This window comes from Rhizobium sp. Leaf453 (genome assembly GCF_001425605.1).
In the GTDB taxonomy this organism is placed as follows: domain Bacteria; phylum Pseudomonadota; class Alphaproteobacteria; order Rhizobiales; family Rhizobiaceae; genus Pararhizobium.
The window spans coordinates 59,473-76,086 of record NZ_LMRG01000027.1 but is presented as its reverse complement, the minus strand read 5'-3'; the positions used below and the strand labels follow the sequence as shown (position 1 = coordinate 76,086).

Sequence of the window (16,614 nt, the reverse complement as noted above, 5' to 3'; positions counted from 1 at the left end):
GATCCAGCGACCCGACGTCCGTCGGGTCAAAAGACTATTTCGCCCAAGGACTTGGGCGGCTGGATTCCTGTGACGCGCACAGGAATGACGGAGGATGGGGATGCATCTCGGCACACGTCTTCACTTCAGCGCTTAAAACGCTCCTCCCAAAGGGTCATAATTTGCGGGTCCGTCACGCCGGAAATAGCTTCACAGTCCGTCCCCAGCCGTCTTAAGTACACGCCTGACGACGCAGGGAGAAAAATCGATGCCAGCCCCGAAAAACACCTTCAAGGCCGCGATCCGCGAGGAGAAGTTCCAGCTTGGTCTGTGGGTGGCGCTGGCGAGTGCCTATGCGGCGGAGGTGGTTTCGGGTAGCGGGTATGACTGGCTGCTGATCGATGGCGAGCATGGGCCGAACGATCTGCCCTTGCTGTCTGCTCAGATTCAGGCGGTGTCGCGCTCGGGCAGCCATCCGATGGTGCGGCTGCCGGTCGGAGAAACCTGGATGATCAAGCAGATTCTCGATACCGGGGCGCAGACGCTGCTGATCCCGATGGTCGAAAGCGTCGAACAGGCGCAGGCTCTGGTGCGGGCCGTCCGTTATCCGCCGCATGGCGTGCGCGGTGTCGGTGCGGCACTCGGCCGGGCCTCGCAGTTCAGTCGGATCGGTGATTACCTGCAGACGGCGAATGACGAAATCTGCCTGATCGTCCAGATCGAAAGCCGCGCCGGCCTTGCGGCGCTGGATGAGATCGCGGCGCTGGATGGTATCGACGGCCTATTCATCGGCCCGTCCGATCTCGCCGCCGATATGGGCTATCTTGGCCAGCCTGGTCATCCCGAGGTGACGGCGGCGATCGTCGATGCTTTCGCGCGCATCAGGAAGGCTCGAAAGGCGCGGGGCATCATGACGCTCGATCCCGCCCAGGCCCGGAGCTACCGCGACATGGGTGCCACGTTCATGGCGATCGGCACGGATGTGACGCTGCTGGTCGCTGCCACCGAACGGTTGCGCGAGGATTTCTTGTCCGGCAGTGGCGGCTATGCCAAGCCTGTCGCCGGCTATTGATCAGCCGGCCTTGACGATGCCGGAAAGGATCGGCATCGGGACATCCGGGCTCCACGCTTGAAAATCGGCGATGCGCCGGACGATCTTCTCGGCGTGATGATTGGCGATGTCGCGGATCCGGTGTTCTAGGAACGGATTGCGGAACCGGTCCAGAGTCAGCGAGACATATTCCTTCGCCTCCGTCCCAAGACCCTTGGCGGCAAAACCCGGGATGACCTCGCTTTCATAAATCCGCATAAGCCGAGACAGGATATCCGCATCCTTGAGAATGGCCTTGACCGTTTCGTCCTGCGGCCGTCCGGTCTTCAGCCAGATATCGGCCAGCACGGTATGGCCGAGATTGAGGATGTGGAGTTTCAGTTTCTCGTAAGGCGTGAGGTCGTCGACCAGCAGCACGGACGCATGCCGGCAGGGCAGTTTCAGTCCGGGCTGGTTCTCGATCGCCCAGAGCGCATAGGGTTCGGCCACAGCGCCGGCGGGTTCGAGCGGTTCGGATACGATCCGGTCAACCAGCGTATTGGCCCAGACAACCTGCGTTGAAAGCCAATCGGCAAATCTTGTGTCGGCGATCCGTTCGTTCTGAAGGTTGAGGATGACCGCCTTGAGCGTATCGCCGTTTCGCGCGACGAGTTCGCAGGGAAGGATGGTCATCGGGCGACTGTTGGTGCGAAAGCGGGCTTCGAGCAGAAGCAGCAGCTTGCCCGGAAAGGAAGCGGGAACGGCTCCGCTCAGATCTTCATCACCTACATTGTAGCCAGTGTCGCCGGTATTGGAGATCAGAATTTCCGCTTCTTCGACAACGATCCGGCGGACTTCGTCCCAATCGGCTGTCGTCGATAGCGCTCGTCCGACACTGGTGACCTGGATCGTCCGATCCACTTCGCTGCCATTCTCTATTCCGCGCACGATGACAGGGAAGCCATTCGCCAGCGCTTTCAGCCGTCCCGCCCGTTCTGCCGAACCGGTCGTTTGCACGACCGTGATCTTGCCCACTGCTTCGCTTGTTTCGAGCGCTTCGCTGACGAAGAGGTCGGCATGGGCTTGAAGGAATCGACTGGTTCCGAACTGGACAATGGGTGTGATCATGATGCTGTTGAATCCGGCTATTGAATGGACTGGAGCAGGGTTTCGCGGGCGGACTTCAGATGCGCCCGGCAGGCGATTTCGACGCGGGCGGGATCGCCTGAGCGAAGGGCGGCGATATAATCCAGGTGTTCCTCCAGCGCCCTGGCGTTGCGCTCGCGCGCATTCGCCTTGTTCCACTGGTAGTGATAGTGGAAGACGATGGTGATGATGTCGTAGAAATCGACGATGAAGCGGTTGCTGGAGGAGGTGTGAACCAGCAGGTGGAAGCGCTCGTCGAGTTCCGAGAACTCCTTGTAGCGATTGTCGATGTCGGCGAGGATTTCGTGGTGCAGCGCCTCGATCCGGTCAAGATCGCCCCAGGCGGGGTGGTCGGGCGGAAGCGCCACGAAGCTCGCGGCCGAGCGCAGCTCGAACATTTCGCGCACTTCCGTCAGCTCCAGCGCAAATTCGCGGGTAAATCCCTTCAGGATCCAGTGGCTGTTCGGGCGCTTCTCGATCAGGCCGAAACGGCTGAAACGGATCAGGAATTCGCGCACGCTGGTGGTGCCGGTGCCGATGTCGCGGGCCAGTTCCAGTTCGTTGATCTGCATGCCCGGCTCGGCGCCACCGGCCAGAATCCGGCGCATGAAACTGCGCTCGATGATATCCGACAGCGAATCGGTCTCGGCGACCGGGAAATAATCTTCGGGTTTCGGCTGGCGCAACACCACCTTGGTCCGCTTGTCCCAAGCGATCAACTGCAGTTCTTCCATGCGGGTCAGGATGGCGCGGATCGTTGTGCGGCTGACGCCCAGCGTCGTTCCGAGTTCCGGTTCAGAGGGCAATGTCGCGGTCTCCGCCAGGAGCTTGAGGCAGCGGTTGAAGGCGTCCTTGAAGACGGTGTTCTGTTTGGCCATGTTGGTGCCGACGGGTCTCGGGTTTCTGTCAACGAAAGCGTTAAAACGCTGGTCGCGCCGCTTCTCTAGCCGCTCCGTCCCATCCTGTCTTGGCCTGCGTGCTGTCCTGTCATGGTTGTTTCATCCCTGATTTTATTTTTCCGGACGCATTGCCATCTTGCTGCGCCCGTTGCGTCTGCATAATACCCATTGACGCGAAACTGTCTATTGTGGATAAAAGACAAAAATGGATGACCATGTTCATCCCGATAAAATCCTGACGGGAGAGACCAAGGGTGACCGCACCTTCCTTCATCGTTCTGTCGCCGGACGACAATGTCGCCGTTGCTTCACTTGCCATCGAGCCGGGCGGCGAGCTACCGGGCAGCGTCCGCGCTTCAGGCAAGATCGATCCCGGCCACAAGGTGGCCATTCAGCCGATCCATGTCGGCGAACCGGTGGTGAAATACGGGCAGGCGATCGGCCGTGCGACGGTCGAGATCGCGCCGGGTGATCACGTTCATTCCCACAATCTCGCCTTTGATCAGGACCGCCTGTCGATCGGTGCGCCCGTTCCGCCGGAAGCGGCAAGCGGTGCCGACAAGGCGCGGACCTTCATGGGTTATCGCCGTGCTGATGGACGTGCGGCGACGCGCAATTTCATCGGCATCATCGCCAGCGTCAACTGTTCCACCACGGTCTGTCGCGCCATCGCCGACGAGGCCAACAAGGTCATCCTGCCGCGCTACGAGGGTATCGACGGTTTCGTGCCGATTGTCCACGATCAGGGCTGCGGCATGAGTTCGACCGGCGACGGCATGAAAAACCTTCACAGGACGCTGGCAGGCTATACCCGCCATGTGAATTTCGGCGGAGTGCTGATGGTCGGCCTCGGCTGTGAGGTCAATCAGCTGACGCTTTACGGTCAGAGCGGTGCGGGCGCGGCAAAGCGCCATTTCAACATCCAGGATGCCGGCGGATCACGCCGCGCCGTCGCCCGGGCTCTTGGCGTGCTGGAGGAAATCGCTGCCGAAGTCGGCACGGCACGGCGGATTGCCATCCCGGTCAGCGAAATCATCGTCGGCCTGCAGTGCGGTGGCTCGGACGGGCTTTCGGGCATCACCGCCAATCCGGCGCTGGGTATCGCTGTCGATATTCTCGCCGGTGCCGGTGGGACGGCAATCCTGTCGGAAACCTCTGAAATCTATGGCGCCGAGCACCTGCTGCGCAGTCGTGCGGTCAATGACGGCGTGGCCGAAAAGCTGGACGGGCTGATTTCCTGGTGGGAAGAGTATGTCGAGATGCATGGCGCTTCGCTGGACAACAATCCGTCCCCCGGCAACAAGCGTGGCGGTTTGACGACGATCCTCGAGAAGTCGCTCGGTGCTGTCGCCAAGGGCGGCCGCTCGCCGCTGACGGCGGTCTACAACTATGCGGAACGCGTGACGGAGCATGGGCTGGTGTTCATGGATACGCCCGGTTACGACCCGGTCTCGGCCACGGGACAGGTCGCCGGCGGCGCCAATGTGATTACCTTCACCACTGGTCGCGGCAGCTGTTTCGGCTCGCGTCCGTGCCCGTCGATCAAGCTGACGAGCAACACCGCGCTCTACAACGCGATGGAAGAGGACATGGATATCGATTGCGGCACGATCGCCACGGGAGAGGCGACCATTGCCGAAAAGGGGCGCCAGATTTTCGACCTGATCATCGATACCGCATCCGGCAAGAAGACCAAGAGCGAACTGTTCGGTTACGGCGACAACGAATTCGTCCCCTGGCACCTGGGCGCGACACTCTGACGGATCCCGTCGGAGCGGAGGAGACATGTAATGCAGACCAGAAAGATCGGCCGGACGGATCTCTCCGTCACCGAATACAGTTTCGGCACCGCGCCGCTGGGCGGCATGTACCGCGCCTGCCCCTATGACGTCGCCATGGCGACGCTGGATGCGGCCTGGGAATCCGGCATCCGGTTCGTCGATACCGCACCCTGGTATGGCTTCGGCCTGGCCGAGCGGCGGGTGGGCGATTTCCTGCGGGACAAGCCGAAAGGCAGCTATGTCCTGTCGACTAAAGTCGGCCGGATCCAGCGGCCGGTGCCCGACGATCAGGTGCCGAGTTACGGCTTCGTCGATCCGCTGCCCTTCGAGACCGATTACGATTATTCCTATGACGGCATCATGCGGTCGGTGGATTTCAGCTATGCCCGGCTTGGGTTGAACCGCATCGATATCCTCTTCGTGCATGACATTGGCGTCTACACGCATGGTGCCAAGCAGAATGCCGTCTATCTGAAGCAATTGTTCGACGGCGGCTTGAAGGCACTGGACGAACTGAAATCCTCCGGTGTGATTTCCGCTTACGGGCTGGGCGTCAACGAGGTTCCGGTCTGCCTCGATGTGATGGCGCAAGCCGATCTCGACTGCATCCTGCTTGCCGGGCGGTATACGCTGCTGGATCGGTCGGCGACTGCTGAACTCCTGCCACTCTGCGAAAAGAAGAAGACGTCGCTCGTCGTGGGTGGTGTGTTCAACTCCGGGATTCTGGCGACAGGGCCGGTGCCGGGATCGCATTTCGACTATCTGCCTGCGACGCAGGACGTTCTGGACAAGGTGGCGGCGATGGAAGCGATCGCTGCGTCGCAAGGCCTGCCGCTCGCTGCACCCGCCATCCAGTTTCCGCTGCAGAATCCGATCGTGGCGTCCGTCCTGCTCGGCACCGCAAAACCGTCGAGCCTGACGCGCAACATGGAATTGACCGAAACCGCGCTCGCGCCATCCAGCTTTTCGGCCTATGAGGCACATACGCTGGTGGCGCCGGAACTCGGGGAAGAGGCCGTGCGCGTTTAGCCGGCTTTTTGATCAACAAGAGGAAGACGTGAATGCTCAAGGGAATACATCCGTTGCTCGGGCCGGAGCTGCTGCATGCGATCCGCACGATGGGTCATGGGGACGAGATCGTCGTCGTCGATGCCAATTATCCGGCGAGCACGATGGGTCCGCCGGTCGTGCGGGCCGATGGCGTCGATGCGCTTTCCATCACCGAGGCGATCCTGGCGCATATGCCACTCGATGACTTTGTCGATGAATCCGCCTGGCGGATGGAAGTGGTCGGCGATCCCACGGCGGTGCCGGAAGTTTGCGCGCAGTTTCAGGATCTGGTGAATGAGCTCGCCGGCGACTTCAAGGTCGTGCCGATCGAGCGCTTTGCCTTCTACGAGCGCTCGCGCAAGGCCGCCTATATCGTCGCCAGCACGGAATTTCGTTTGTACGGAAACATCATCCTGAAGAAGGGCGTCGTTCGTCCCGAGGAACTGTACCGCGTGCGATAAGCACGCAGGGAACTGGCCCATGGAGGTGGGCCGGTTCATATGTCTCATAAAAAACAGAGACTTGGCATTGGGAGGAAATCAGTGACCAAGGATATCGTCAACAGCTTGCAATTTCGAAAATGCTGAGATAGCTTGCCCTTGTTAAATGTTTTTTATGGATAAAAGATCGAGCCGCTCGCGTCTCACGGTCCGATCGGAGGAGAACTGAACAAGACGCTGTTGGAGGAGAACAACACCATGACCCTTATGAAGAACATCCTGTCCCGTCGCGCCTTTACCAGCCTGGCTGGCGCTGCGGTGCTTGCCACCATGATGCCGGTGACCTCGTTCGCGCAGGACGTCACCATTCCGATCATCGTCAAGGATACGACCTCGTTCTACTGGCAGATCGTTCTGGCCGGTGCCCGCGCGGCCGGCAAGGATCTCGGCGTCAACGTGCCGGAACTGGGCGCGCAGTCCGAGTCCGATATCAACGGCCAGATCAGCATTCTCGAAAACGCCGTTGCCGGCGCTCCGGCCGCCGTCGTGATCTCGCCGACCGAGTTCAAGGCGCTCGGCAAGCCGATCGACGAAGCCGCCAAGGCCGTTCCGATCATCGGCATCGATTCCGGTGCGGATTCCAAGGCGTTCGTTTCGTTCCTGACGACCGACAACGTTCAGGGCGGCCGTATCGCCGCTGACGGCCTCGCAGCTGCCATCAAGGAAGCAACCGGCAAGGAAGAGGGCGAAATCGCCATCATCACCAGCCTGCCGGGCGTCGGTTCGCTCGATCAGCGCCATGAAGGCTTCATGGAGCAGGTCGCCGCGAAATATCCGGGCCTGAAGGTTGTTGCCGACAAATATGCCGACGGCCAGGCAACCACCGGCCTCAACATGATGACCGACCTGATCACTGCCAATCCGAACCTCGTTGGCGTGTTCGCGTCCAACCTGATCATGGCGCAGGGCGTTGGCCAGGCAATCGCTGAAAACAAGCTCGGCGACAAAATCAAGGTCATCGGCTTCGACTCCGACGAAAAGACAGTCGGCTTCCTCAAGGAAGGTGTTCTGGCCGGTCTCGTCGTGCAGGATCCGTATCGCATGGGCTATGACGGCATCAAGACCGCGCTCGCCGCTTCCAAGAAGGAAAAGGTCGAGGCCAATGTCGATACCGGCGCAAACCTGGTGACAAAGGCGAACATGGCTGATCCGAAGATCGACGCCCTTCTCAACCCGAAGGTCAACTGATCCGGGCAGGGCGGCAGACGGTTCTTCCCGAAGGGAGCCGTCTGCCGCCTGTCTCCGCATAATCTGATTTCGGTCCGTTTCAGCCCGGTTTGCCGGGTTGCGACGGATTCCGAGGCGGGAGGAAATTTCCATGACAGGACTGTACGATGTCAGCCACCGCAATGAAGACGGCGCGCAGAAAGGCCCGAAGCATCCCGTGCCCAAGGGCCAGCCGATCCTGGAACTGCGCGGCCTGCAGAAGAAGTACGGTGCCGTCGAGGCGCTGAAGCCGGCCAACATCACCTTCCTGTCCGGCGAAATCCACGCGATCGTCGGCGAAAACGGTGCCGGAAAATCGACGCTGATCAAGCTTTTGACCGGTGTCATTCGCCGCACGGCCGGTGAGGTTTTCTGGTGCGGCAATCCCGTGCAGCTTGCCACGCCCAATGAGGCGATTTCGCGCGGCATCAATGCCGTGCATCAGGAAGTCGTGCTCTGCCGCCATCTGACGGTCGCGGCCAACATGTTCCTTGGCGACGAGATGAACCGGAACGGCCTCATGCGCATGCGGGCGATGACCGATGCGGCGCAGGCGGTTCTGAACGACCTCGGTTTCAACCTTCCGGCGGGCGCGGTGCTCAGCGACCTGACGATCGGCCAGCAGCAGCTGGTGGCGACGGCGCGAGCGGCGATGCGTGGCACGCAATTCCTGATTTTCGACGAGCCGACCGCCTACCTGACACGCCAGGAATCGGCGCAGCTCTTCCGGCTTATTCGCCGGCTACAGGCGGAAGGCGTGACCATCGTCTATATCAGCCATCGCATGGAGGAAGTGTTCGAGCTTGCCGACCGGGTATCGGTCCTGCGCGACGGCACGCATGTCGGCACGCGCACGATTGCCGAGACCAACGATGCCGAGTTGATCAAGATGATGATCAACCGGACGATCGAGCAGATCTACCACAAGGAAGCCCTGCCGATCGGAGCGACCATTATGGAGACACGCGGCCTGTCAGGCCCCGGTTTCGAGGATGTGTCGCTATCTGTTCGGGCCGGAGAGATTGTCGGTCTCTATGGCCTCATCGGCGCTGGCCGCAGCGAATTTGCCTTGGGTCTTTATGGCCGCCAGCCGGTTTCTGCCGGTGAAATCCTCTGGCAGGGTCAGAAGGTCGACATCCGCAACGAACGCACGGCGATGGATCTGGGGATCGCGCTGGCGCCGGAAAGCCGCCGTGATCAGGGACTCTGCCTCAATCTGCCAATCGGCCTCAATATAAACCTGCCGGTTTTTGACCGGTTGACCAGCGGGCTGACCATCAATCGCCGCCGTGAGATCGAGAATGCCGACCGGCAGATCAACGACCTGAAGATCAAGACGCCCTCCCGCCGCGTGCTGGCATCGGCCATGTCCGGCGGCAACCAGCAGAAGATCGTCATCGGCAAGTGGCTGAGCCACGGCGCCAAGCTCTTTATCTTTGACGAACCGACGGTCGGCGTCGATGTCGGCACCAAGGCGGAAATCTACCGGTTGTTTGCCCGGCTTCTGGAACAGGGCGCCGGCATCATCCTGATCTCGTCCTATCTGCCCGAAGTCTACGAACTGGCGGACCGGCTGCATGTTTTCCGGCAGGGCAGGCTGGTGGCCAGCCACACCTATCGCAGCGCGTCGCACGAGGAAGTGCTGACGCAGGCGATCGGCGTCTGACATGTTGAAAAGAAAAACTAAGAAAATACGTGGAGGAACAAGATGAGCGTAGAGACCACAACGGAAGCCGCAGCTGCGCCGAAAAAGGGCATGAATATCCTGTTCGGGCTGACCCTGCTCGGCCTGCTGCTGTTCCTGTGGCTGCTTCTCGGCCTTTCGACCAACGCCTTCTGGACATCCAACAATATCAGCAACCTGTTGCGGCAGGGGGCCATGACGGCGATCCTCGCGGTTGGGCAGACCTTCGTCATCATCACCGCCGGCATCGATCTCTCCGTCGGTGCGGTTGTCGGCTTTTCCAGCGTCACCGTTGCCTGGTTGTTGCAGCACGGCGTGCCGCTGTGGCCGGCCATGGGCATCACGTTGCTGATCGGCATGCTGATCGGTGCGTTCCATGCCTTCGGCATCGTCCGCATGGGCCTTCCGGCCTTCATCATCACGCTGGCGACCTTGACCTCGCTGCGCGGTATCGGCCTGTTGATCACCAACGGTTCGACCATCTCGATCAGCGACGAGAGTTTTACCAACTTCTCGCGCGCCGATTTCCTCGGCATTCCCAGCCTGTTCTGGATGGTCGTCGTCGTCGCGATCCCGGCCTATATCTTCCTGCATCTCAGCCGCTGGGGACGTTACCTGTTCGCCGTCGGCTCCAATAGCGAAGCCGCCCGTTTGTCCGGCGTCAATGTCAACCGGACGATATATCTCGCCTATATCCTGTCCTCGACCTGTGCAGCCTTTGTCGGCCTGCTGCTCGCCTCGCGCATCGGTATCGGCAACGCCACGCAGGCCGAAGGCTGGGAGCTACAGGCGATCGCATCGTCCGTTATCGGCGGCACCAGTCTGTTCGGCGCTGTCGGTTCAGTGCAAGGGCCGCTGCTCGGCGCGTTCATTCTCGCGACCATCAACAATGGGGCGAACCTGCTGAATATCAACGCCTTCGTTCAGCGCATCATAACCGGCCTGCTGATCATCGTGATCGTCTATTTCGACCAGTTGCGCCGCCGCGGCTCGCGCTGATCTCCCTCGAGGAAGGGCTAAACCGCCTTCCTCGCTCGTACCATCAGCCTATCAGATTGCAAGGAGTTGCCGGTCATGAAAGCGGCGATCTGCCCGGAGCCCGGGTGCCTGGAACTCATCGACAACGCTGCGCCGGGTGCGCCGCCGAAAGGCTGGGCGCGGCTGGCGGTCAGCCATGTCGGCATCTGCGGCACCGATTATCACATCTTCGAGGGCAAACATCCCTATCTCGAATATCCCCGGGTCATGGGACACGAGATTTCGGCGACGATCGTTGAATCCGGCGAAGGGGTTTCGCTGAAACCCGGCACGGCCGTCATCGTCAACCCCTATCTCTCCTGCGGAAGCTGCGTTGCCTGCGGCAAGGGAAAGCCCAATTGCTGCACGGCGATCAAGGTTCTTGGCGTGCATACCGATGGCGCCTTCTGCGAGGAAATCCTCGTGCCGGAGAGCAATCTTTATCCAGCTGGCGATCTCCCGCTGGAATCGGCTGCGACCGTCGAATTCCTGGCGATCGGCGCCCACGCCGTCCGCCGGTCGCTGGCACCCGCCGGATCGCGCGCTCTGGTCATCGGTGCCGGTCCGATCGGGCTTGGCACCGCCTTATTCTCCCGCATTGCCGGACATGAAGTGACATTGCTCGATGCCAGCGCCGAACGGCTGGAGATGGCTGCTGAACGTCTCGGGTTCGCAGATGGCATCCTCGCTGGCGATGGCGCATTCGAGGCGGTGATGTCGGCCACCCGTGGTGATGGCTTCGACGTGGTCTTCGACGCGACCGGCCATGGCGGATCGATGGAAAAATCCTTCGCCTTCGTTGCCCATGGTGGTTGCCTGGTCTTCGTCAGCGTCGTCAAGGATGACATTCGCTTCTCCGATCCGGAGTTCCACAAGCGGGAAATGATGCTGATCGGCAGCCGCAACGCGACCCGGCAGGATTTCGAGCATGTGGCAGCGTCGATCCGCGCCGGCCATGTTCCGGTCAGCGCGCTGATCAGCCACCGCACGACGCTTGATGCCGTTGTTAAAGATCTGCCGCGCTGGGCGCATGAAAAGGCTGGGTTGATCAAGGCGGTGGTTAAGATCTCGCGATGACGTCAACAGAGATGCATCAACACGATGATCGGCCTGGACGCGGGTTTTACTTCACCGGAACGTGAAGGCAGGCTCGGGCAAGCACCTTTACCTAGTATCAAGCCCTTCCGTGGCAAGATACGGATCGACCCTTGTCAAGCCGGGCATGCGGCATATTTATTGCGTTGCACAAGAAAAGTGCTAGTGTCTGGCGACTGCGGGAAAAAGAACAAGAAAGCAGTGTTGCGTCCGATGGGAGCGGCGTTGTCGTCTAGGGTAACAAGGAGAACGCTTCCAATGTTCTACCAGCTATACGAATTGAATCATGCGATGATGGCGCCTTGGCGCGCGGCGGCCGACGCGATGCGGCTTGCCTATGCCAACCCGCTCAATCCATTTGCCCATACCTATGCCGGTCGCGTGGCCGCTGCAGGTCTGGAAGTCTTCGAGCGGACGACTCGTCGCTACGGCAAGCCGGAATTCGGCCTGCCGGAAACCTTGGTCGATGGTGTTTCAGTGCCCGTGCAGGAACGTTTCGTCTGGCGCGCACCTTTCTGCAACCTCATCCATTTCGAGCGCGCCGTGCCGAAAGGCCGTGCCGCCGATCCGAAAGTGCTGATCGTCGCGCCGATGTCCGGACACTACGCGACTTTGCTGCGCGGCACCGTTGAAGCGCTGATGCCGCAGTCGGACGTCTATATCACCGACTGGATCGATGCGCGCACCGTGCCTCTGACCGAAGGCAATTTCGACCTCGATGACTATATCGATTATGTCATCCAGATGCTGCATTTCCTCGGGCCGGACACGCATGTGATCGCCGTCTGTCAGCCGGCGGTGCCGGTCTTGGCCGCCGTTGCCCTCATGGAAGCCAATGACGATCCGCTGTCGCCCTCGTCGATGACGCTGATGGGTGGACCGATCGACACGCGGATCAATCCGACGGCAGTCAACCAGCTCGCCAAGGACAAGCCGATCGAGTGGTTCCGCGACAATGTCGTCATGCCGGTGCCGTTTCCGCAGCTCGGCTTCATGCGTCCGGTCTATCCGGGCTTCCTGCAGCTTTCCGGCTTCATGTCGATGAATCTCGATCGCCACCTGACGGCGACCAAGGATTTCTTCGAACATCTCGTCAAGAACGACGGCGATGCCGCCGAAAAGCATCGCGACTTCTACGACGAATACATGGCGGTGATGGACCTGACGGCGGAATTCTACCTGCAGACCGTCGAAGTCGTGTTCATGCAGCACGCCCTGCCGAAGGGCGAGATGATGCATCGGGGCCAGAAGGTCGATACGACGGCAATCCGCAAGGTGGCGCTGCTGACGGTCGAAGGCGAGAACGATGATATTTCCGGCGTCGGCCAGACCAAGGCGGCGCAAACGATCTGCACCAACATTCCCGAAAACATGCGCCAGCATTACGTCCAGCCGGATGTCGGCCATTACGGCGTGTTCAACGGATCGCGTTTCCGCCGCGAAATCGCACCGCGCATCCTCGCATTCCACCGCGAGCATGCCCGTGGCGCCAAGCCGGTTCGCCGGGTGATCAAGGGCGGAAAGACCGCCTGATCCGCCGACTTATATCGATTTCATCAATCGATATCAGGGGCTTGACCGAATTTGCGGACAATTGTCTTGCAGAGCGGCAGGCCTCTTCCCATCTCGTAATAAGCGGGCCCGAAGGAGAGGCCCACTTAGAACGAGGACTTCTCAACATGAACCAATCTGCATTGATCCGTCCGGACTGGACGCCCGCGACCATTGCCATGATGGTGCTCGGTTTTGTGGTTTTCTGGCCGCTCGGCCTCGCCATGCTGGCCTATATCCTGTTCGGCGAACGGCTGAAGGGTTTCAAGAAGGATGCCAACGCCACGGTTGACGGCTTCTGCTCGTCCTTCAAGCGCAAGGGCCATGGTTTTGGTCGCTCTGGCTTCGGCACCGGCAATGTCGCCTTCGACGATTGGCGCGATGCCGAACTGGCACGCCTTGACGAAGAACGCCGCAAGCTCGACGAAATGCGCGAGCAGTTCGACGAATATGTCCGCGAGCTTCGCCGAGCCAAGGACCAGGAAGATTTTGACCGCTTCATGCGCGATCGCAATTCAGGTGGCTCGGTGCCGGGCTTCCCGGCCAACTGATCCGTTCGGATCAGCCCAACAACAGAACCGGTATCCTCGTGATGCCGGTTTTTCTTTTTGATGAGACTGCCGCAAACTCCTGCGGATCATGCGTTCTTCAAGCGAATCGGTTATCACATCCCTATGTTTTCCCTGCTTCGAAAGCCGCGCCAGCCCAAATCGCCGCCACCGCCGGTGAAGCGGACGATCGATGTCGCCGGAAAGGTCATGCCGCTGACCATTCGCCAGAATGCGCGGGCGACACGGATGACGCTGCGCATCGAGCCCGGTGGCCGGGCCTTGAAGATGACCATTCCGGCCGGACTGCCCGAGCGTGAGATCAAGGCCTTTCTCGATCGCCATCAGGGATGGTTGATGACGAAGCTTGCGCGCTTTTCCGGCGAGAGCGTTCTGGAGGAAGGCGGCACGATCCTGCTGCGCGGCGTCGCGCACCGGATTGAACGGACGGGAAAGCTGCGCGGCCTGACGGAAGCAGTCGTCGTCGATGACGAAGCTGTGCTGCGCGTCAGTGGCGCCGAGGAACACCTGCGCCGGCGGATCGCGGATTTCCTGAAGAAGGAAGCCCGGACGGATCTGGAGCGGCTGGTGGCCTTCCATGCTCGGAAGGTCGGCCGCAAGGTCAAGTCATTGAGTTTCAAGGATACCCGCAGCCGCTGGGGCTCCTGTGCCGCCGATGGCGCCTTGAGCTTTTCCTGGCGCATCGTCATGGCGCCGCCGAAGGTGATCGACTATCTCGCCGCCCATGAAGTCGCGCATCTGCGCGAGATGAACCACGGGCCGGATTTCTGGGATCTCTGCGAAGAGCTTTGCCCGGCCATGGAGGATGCCAAGCGCTGGCTGAAACGCAACGGCACGATGCTGCATGCTATCGATTTCGACTAATCGACATCAGCGCCGGTACTGGCTGCCCAGCGCATCTCTAATCTTTTCGTCCGTCTTGTACTGGCTGAGCGCATAGACCGACCAGATTGCAGCCGGTATCCAGCCGATCAGCGTGACCTGCAGGATGAGGCAGATGATGCCGGCAATCGGGCGGCCAATGGTGAAGAATTGCAGCCAGGGCAGGATGATGGCGAGGATCAGGCGCATGAGCGTCTCCGTGTTCTTTGAAGACGATATGGGGCCGTCGTCCCCGTCTCGCAATGGCTGAAGCTTCGTTCGCGTCAAGGTTTGCCGTGTTTTAGCTCGACTCAGACGGCATTTCGTGGCAGGTCGCTGTGCATGAAAACGGAAGTGAAAATTTGCGGGTTGAAGACCGCCGAGGCTGTCGACAAGGCGGTTGCGCTGGGCGCGAGTCATACCGGCTTCATCTTCTTCCCGAAGAGCCCGCGCAATATCGAGCCGGATGATGCCGGACGGCTCGCGGACCGCATTCGCGGCAAGGCGAAGATCGTCGCCGTCACCGTCGATGCCAACAGCGATATCCTCGACGAGATCGTCTCCGTCATGTCCCCCGACATGCTGCAGCTTCATGGCAGCGAAAGCCCGGAGCGTGTCCTGACCATCAAGGCGGTCTATGGCCTGCCGGTGATCAAGGCGCTATCGATCCGCGATGCCGATGACCTGCGCCGGATCGAACCCTTTATCGGCATTGCCGACCGCTTCCTGTTCGACGCCAAGCCGCCAAAAGGTTCGGACCTGCCGGGCGGCAACGGCGTGTCCTTCGACTGGCGGCTGCTGGAGACGCTTGACGACAGCGTGGATTACATGCTTTCCGGTGGTTTGAATGCCGACAATGTCGGTGAAGCGCTGGCGCTGACGGGCGCCACGGCGGTGGATACCTCGTCTGGCGTCGAAAGCGCGCCGGGGGTCAAGGACCTCAAGCGCATGGAAGAATTCTTCGATGCCATTGCCCGCGCCGAAGCGGACATGGCGGAGAGTGTATTGGCAGGGAGAAGCAAGTGAACGAGACACCAACCCCGAATTCGTTCAGAACGGGTCCCGACGAAGACGGCCGTTTCGGCATCTTCGGCGGCCGCTTCGTCGCCGAAACTCTGATGCCGCTGATCCTCGACCTGCAGGACGAGTGGAACAAGGCCAAGACCGATCCGGAATTCCAGGCTGAGCTGAAGGATCTCGGCGCCCATTATATCGGCCGCCCGAGCCCGCTCTATTTTGCCGAACGCCTGACCGAGCATCTCGGCGGCGCCAAGATCTATTTCAAGCGCGAAGAGCTGAACCATACCGGTTCGCACAAGATCAACAATTGCATCGGCCAGATCCTGCTGGCCAAGCGCATGGGCAAGACCCGCATCATCGCCGAGACCGGCGCCGGCCAGCATGGCGTTGCTTCCGCGACGGTCGCTGCCCGCTTCGGCCTGCCCTGCGTCGTCTACATGGGCGCCACCGACGTGCAGCGCCAGGCGCCGAACGTGTTCCGCATGAAGCTCTTGGGCGCTGAAGTGAAGCCTGTGACGGCCGGTTCCGGCACGCTGAAGGACGCGATGAACGAAGCCCTTCGCGACTGGGTCACCAATGTCGAGGACACCTATTACCTGATCGGCACCGCAGCCGGCCCGCATCCCTATCCGGAAATGGTCCGCGATTTCCAGGCTGTGATCGGCACCGAAGCGCGTGCGCAGATGCTGGAAGCCGAAGGCCGGCTGCCGGATTTGGTGATCGCTGCCGTCGGTGGCGGTTCGAACGCGATCGGCATCTTCCATCCCTTCCTGGATGACGAGTCGGTTAAGATCGTCGGCGTCGAAGCGGGCGGCAAGGGCCTCGACGGCGAAGAGCACTGCGCTTCGATCACCGCCGGCACGCCGGGCGTCCTGCATGGCAACCGCACCTACCTGCTGCAGGATGAGGACGGCCAGATCAAGGAAGGCCATTCGATTTCCGCCGGTCTCGATTATCCCGGCATCGGGCCGGAACATTCCTGGCTCGCCGATATCGGCCGGGTCGAATATGTCCCGATCATGGACCACGAAGCTCTGGAAGCCTTCCAGACACTGACCCGCCTCGAAGGCATCATCCCGGCGCTTGAAGCGGCCCACGGTATTGCCGAAGTGATCAAGCGCGCGCCTAAGATGGGCAAGGACGAGATCATCCTGATGAACCTGTCCGGCCGCGGCGACAAGGACATTTTCACGGTCGGCAAGATTCTCGGTATGGAGCTTTAAGAG

General features: G+C 60.7%; 16 protein-coding genes. 13 read left to right on the top strand and 3 right to left on the bottom strand.

Translation table 11 applies throughout. From position 1 onward, the window contains the following. Nucleotides 1-247: 247 nt before the first annotated feature. Complete coding sequence (gene hpaI / locus ASG68_RS23660; RefSeq protein WP_062585991.1) at nt 248-1,051, top strand: 4-hydroxy-2-oxoheptanedioate aldolase; 804 nt, start codon at nt 248-250, stop codon at nt 1,049-1,051. Here the strand turns inward: hpaI and ASG68_RS23655 are convergent, their stop codons facing one another. Both ASG68_RS23655 and ASG68_RS23650 read right to left on the bottom strand, forming a co-directional pair. Beyond that, nucleotides 1,052-2,137 (bottom strand): D-mannonate oxidoreductase, encoded by a 1,086-nt coding sequence (locus ASG68_RS23655; RefSeq protein WP_062585989.1) that lies wholly within the window; start codon nt 2,135-2,137, stop codon nt 1,052-1,054. It lies immediately after the preceding gene. A 17-nt stretch (nt 2,138-2,154) separates the two neighbouring features. Continuing rightward, on the bottom strand, nt 2,155-3,033 hold the full coding sequence (locus tag ASG68_RS23650; protein ID WP_062585988.1) for a GntR family transcriptional regulator: 879 nt from the start codon (nt 3,031-3,033) through the stop codon (nt 2,155-2,157). A gap of 275 nt (nt 3,034-3,308) precedes the next feature. Here ASG68_RS23650 and ASG68_RS23640 point away from each other — a divergent pair, with 275 nt between their 5' ends. The 10 genes from ASG68_RS23640 to ASG68_RS23595 all read left to right on the top strand — a co-directional run bounded on the left by ASG68_RS23640 (nt 3,309) and on the right by ASG68_RS23595 (nt 14,371). Continuing rightward, entirely contained in the window at nt 3,309-4,814 is a 1,506-nt protein-coding gene (locus ASG68_RS23640; protein WP_062585983.1) for a UxaA family hydrolase, read from the top strand. Nucleotides 4,815-4,844: 30 nt separating this feature from the next. Beyond that, a complete protein-coding gene (locus ASG68_RS23635; RefSeq protein ID WP_062601678.1) occupies nt 4,845-5,864 on the top strand; it encodes an aldo/keto reductase in 1,020 nt (339 codons plus the stop codon). Nucleotides 5,865-5,896: 32 nt separating this feature from the next. Beyond that, on the top strand, nt 5,897-6,346 hold the full coding sequence (locus tag ASG68_RS23630; protein ID WP_062585978.1) for an RbsD/FucU family protein: 450 nt from the start codon (nt 5,897-5,899) through the stop codon (nt 6,344-6,346). Nucleotides 6,347-6,583: 237 nt separating this feature from the next. Next, nucleotides 6,584-7,573, top strand: a complete 990-nt coding sequence (locus ASG68_RS23625) for an ABC transporter substrate-binding protein (RefSeq protein WP_062585976.1) — start codon at nt 6,584-6,586, stop codon at nt 7,571-7,573. Nucleotides 7,574-7,703: 130 nt separating this feature from the next. Then, nucleotides 7,704-9,257: a sugar ABC transporter ATP-binding protein gene (locus tag ASG68_RS23620; protein WP_062585974.1), complete on the top strand. Its 1,554-nt coding sequence runs from the start codon at nt 7,704-7,706 to the stop codon at nt 9,255-9,257. A 42-nt stretch (nt 9,258-9,299) separates the two neighbouring features. Next, nucleotides 9,300-10,274, top strand: coding sequence for an ABC transporter permease (locus tag ASG68_RS23615; protein ID WP_062585972.1), 975 nt, complete (start codon nt 9,300-9,302; stop codon nt 10,272-10,274). 75 nt (nt 10,275-10,349) lie between these two features. After that, nucleotides 10,350-11,369, top strand: coding sequence for a zinc-binding alcohol dehydrogenase family protein (locus ASG68_RS23610; RefSeq protein WP_062585970.1), 1,020 nt, complete (start codon nt 10,350-10,352; stop codon nt 11,367-11,369). Between the two features lie 276 nt (nt 11,370-11,645). Further along, nucleotides 11,646-12,920 (top strand): polyhydroxyalkanoate depolymerase, encoded by a 1,275-nt coding sequence (gene phaZ, locus ASG68_RS23605; protein ID WP_062585968.1) that lies wholly within the window; start codon nt 11,646-11,648, stop codon nt 12,918-12,920. 146 nt (nt 12,921-13,066) lie between these two features. Then, nucleotides 13,067-13,489: a DUF2852 domain-containing protein gene (locus ASG68_RS23600; protein ID WP_062585966.1), complete on the top strand. Its 423-nt coding sequence runs from the start codon at nt 13,067-13,069 to the stop codon at nt 13,487-13,489. 123 nt (nt 13,490-13,612) lie between these two features. Next, a complete protein-coding gene (locus tag ASG68_RS23595) occupies nt 13,613-14,371 on the top strand; it encodes a M48 family metallopeptidase (protein ID WP_062585964.1) in 759 nt (252 codons plus the stop codon). A gap of 6 nt (nt 14,372-14,377) precedes the next feature. Here ASG68_RS23595 and ASG68_RS23590 read toward each other — a convergent pair whose 3' ends face one another. After that, nucleotides 14,378-14,578: a YqaE/Pmp3 family membrane protein gene (locus ASG68_RS23590; RefSeq protein ID WP_062585962.1), complete on the bottom strand. Its 201-nt coding sequence runs from the start codon at nt 14,576-14,578 to the stop codon at nt 14,378-14,380. A 132-nt stretch (nt 14,579-14,710) separates the two neighbouring features. On the opposite strand from ASG68_RS23590, the gene ASG68_RS23585 reads away from it, so the two are divergent. Together ASG68_RS23585 and trpB are read left to right on the top strand one after the other, a co-directional pair. Then, nucleotides 14,711-15,394 (top strand): phosphoribosylanthranilate isomerase, encoded by a 684-nt coding sequence (locus ASG68_RS23585; protein ID WP_062585960.1) that lies wholly within the window; start codon nt 14,711-14,713, stop codon nt 15,392-15,394. Then, a complete protein-coding gene (gene trpB / locus ASG68_RS23580) occupies nt 15,391-16,611 on the top strand; it encodes a tryptophan synthase subunit beta (protein WP_062585958.1) in 1,221 nt (406 codons plus the stop codon). The genes ASG68_RS23585 and trpB overlap by 4 nt, the downstream gene beginning before the upstream one ends. Nucleotides 16,612-16,614 lie beyond the last annotated feature (3 nt).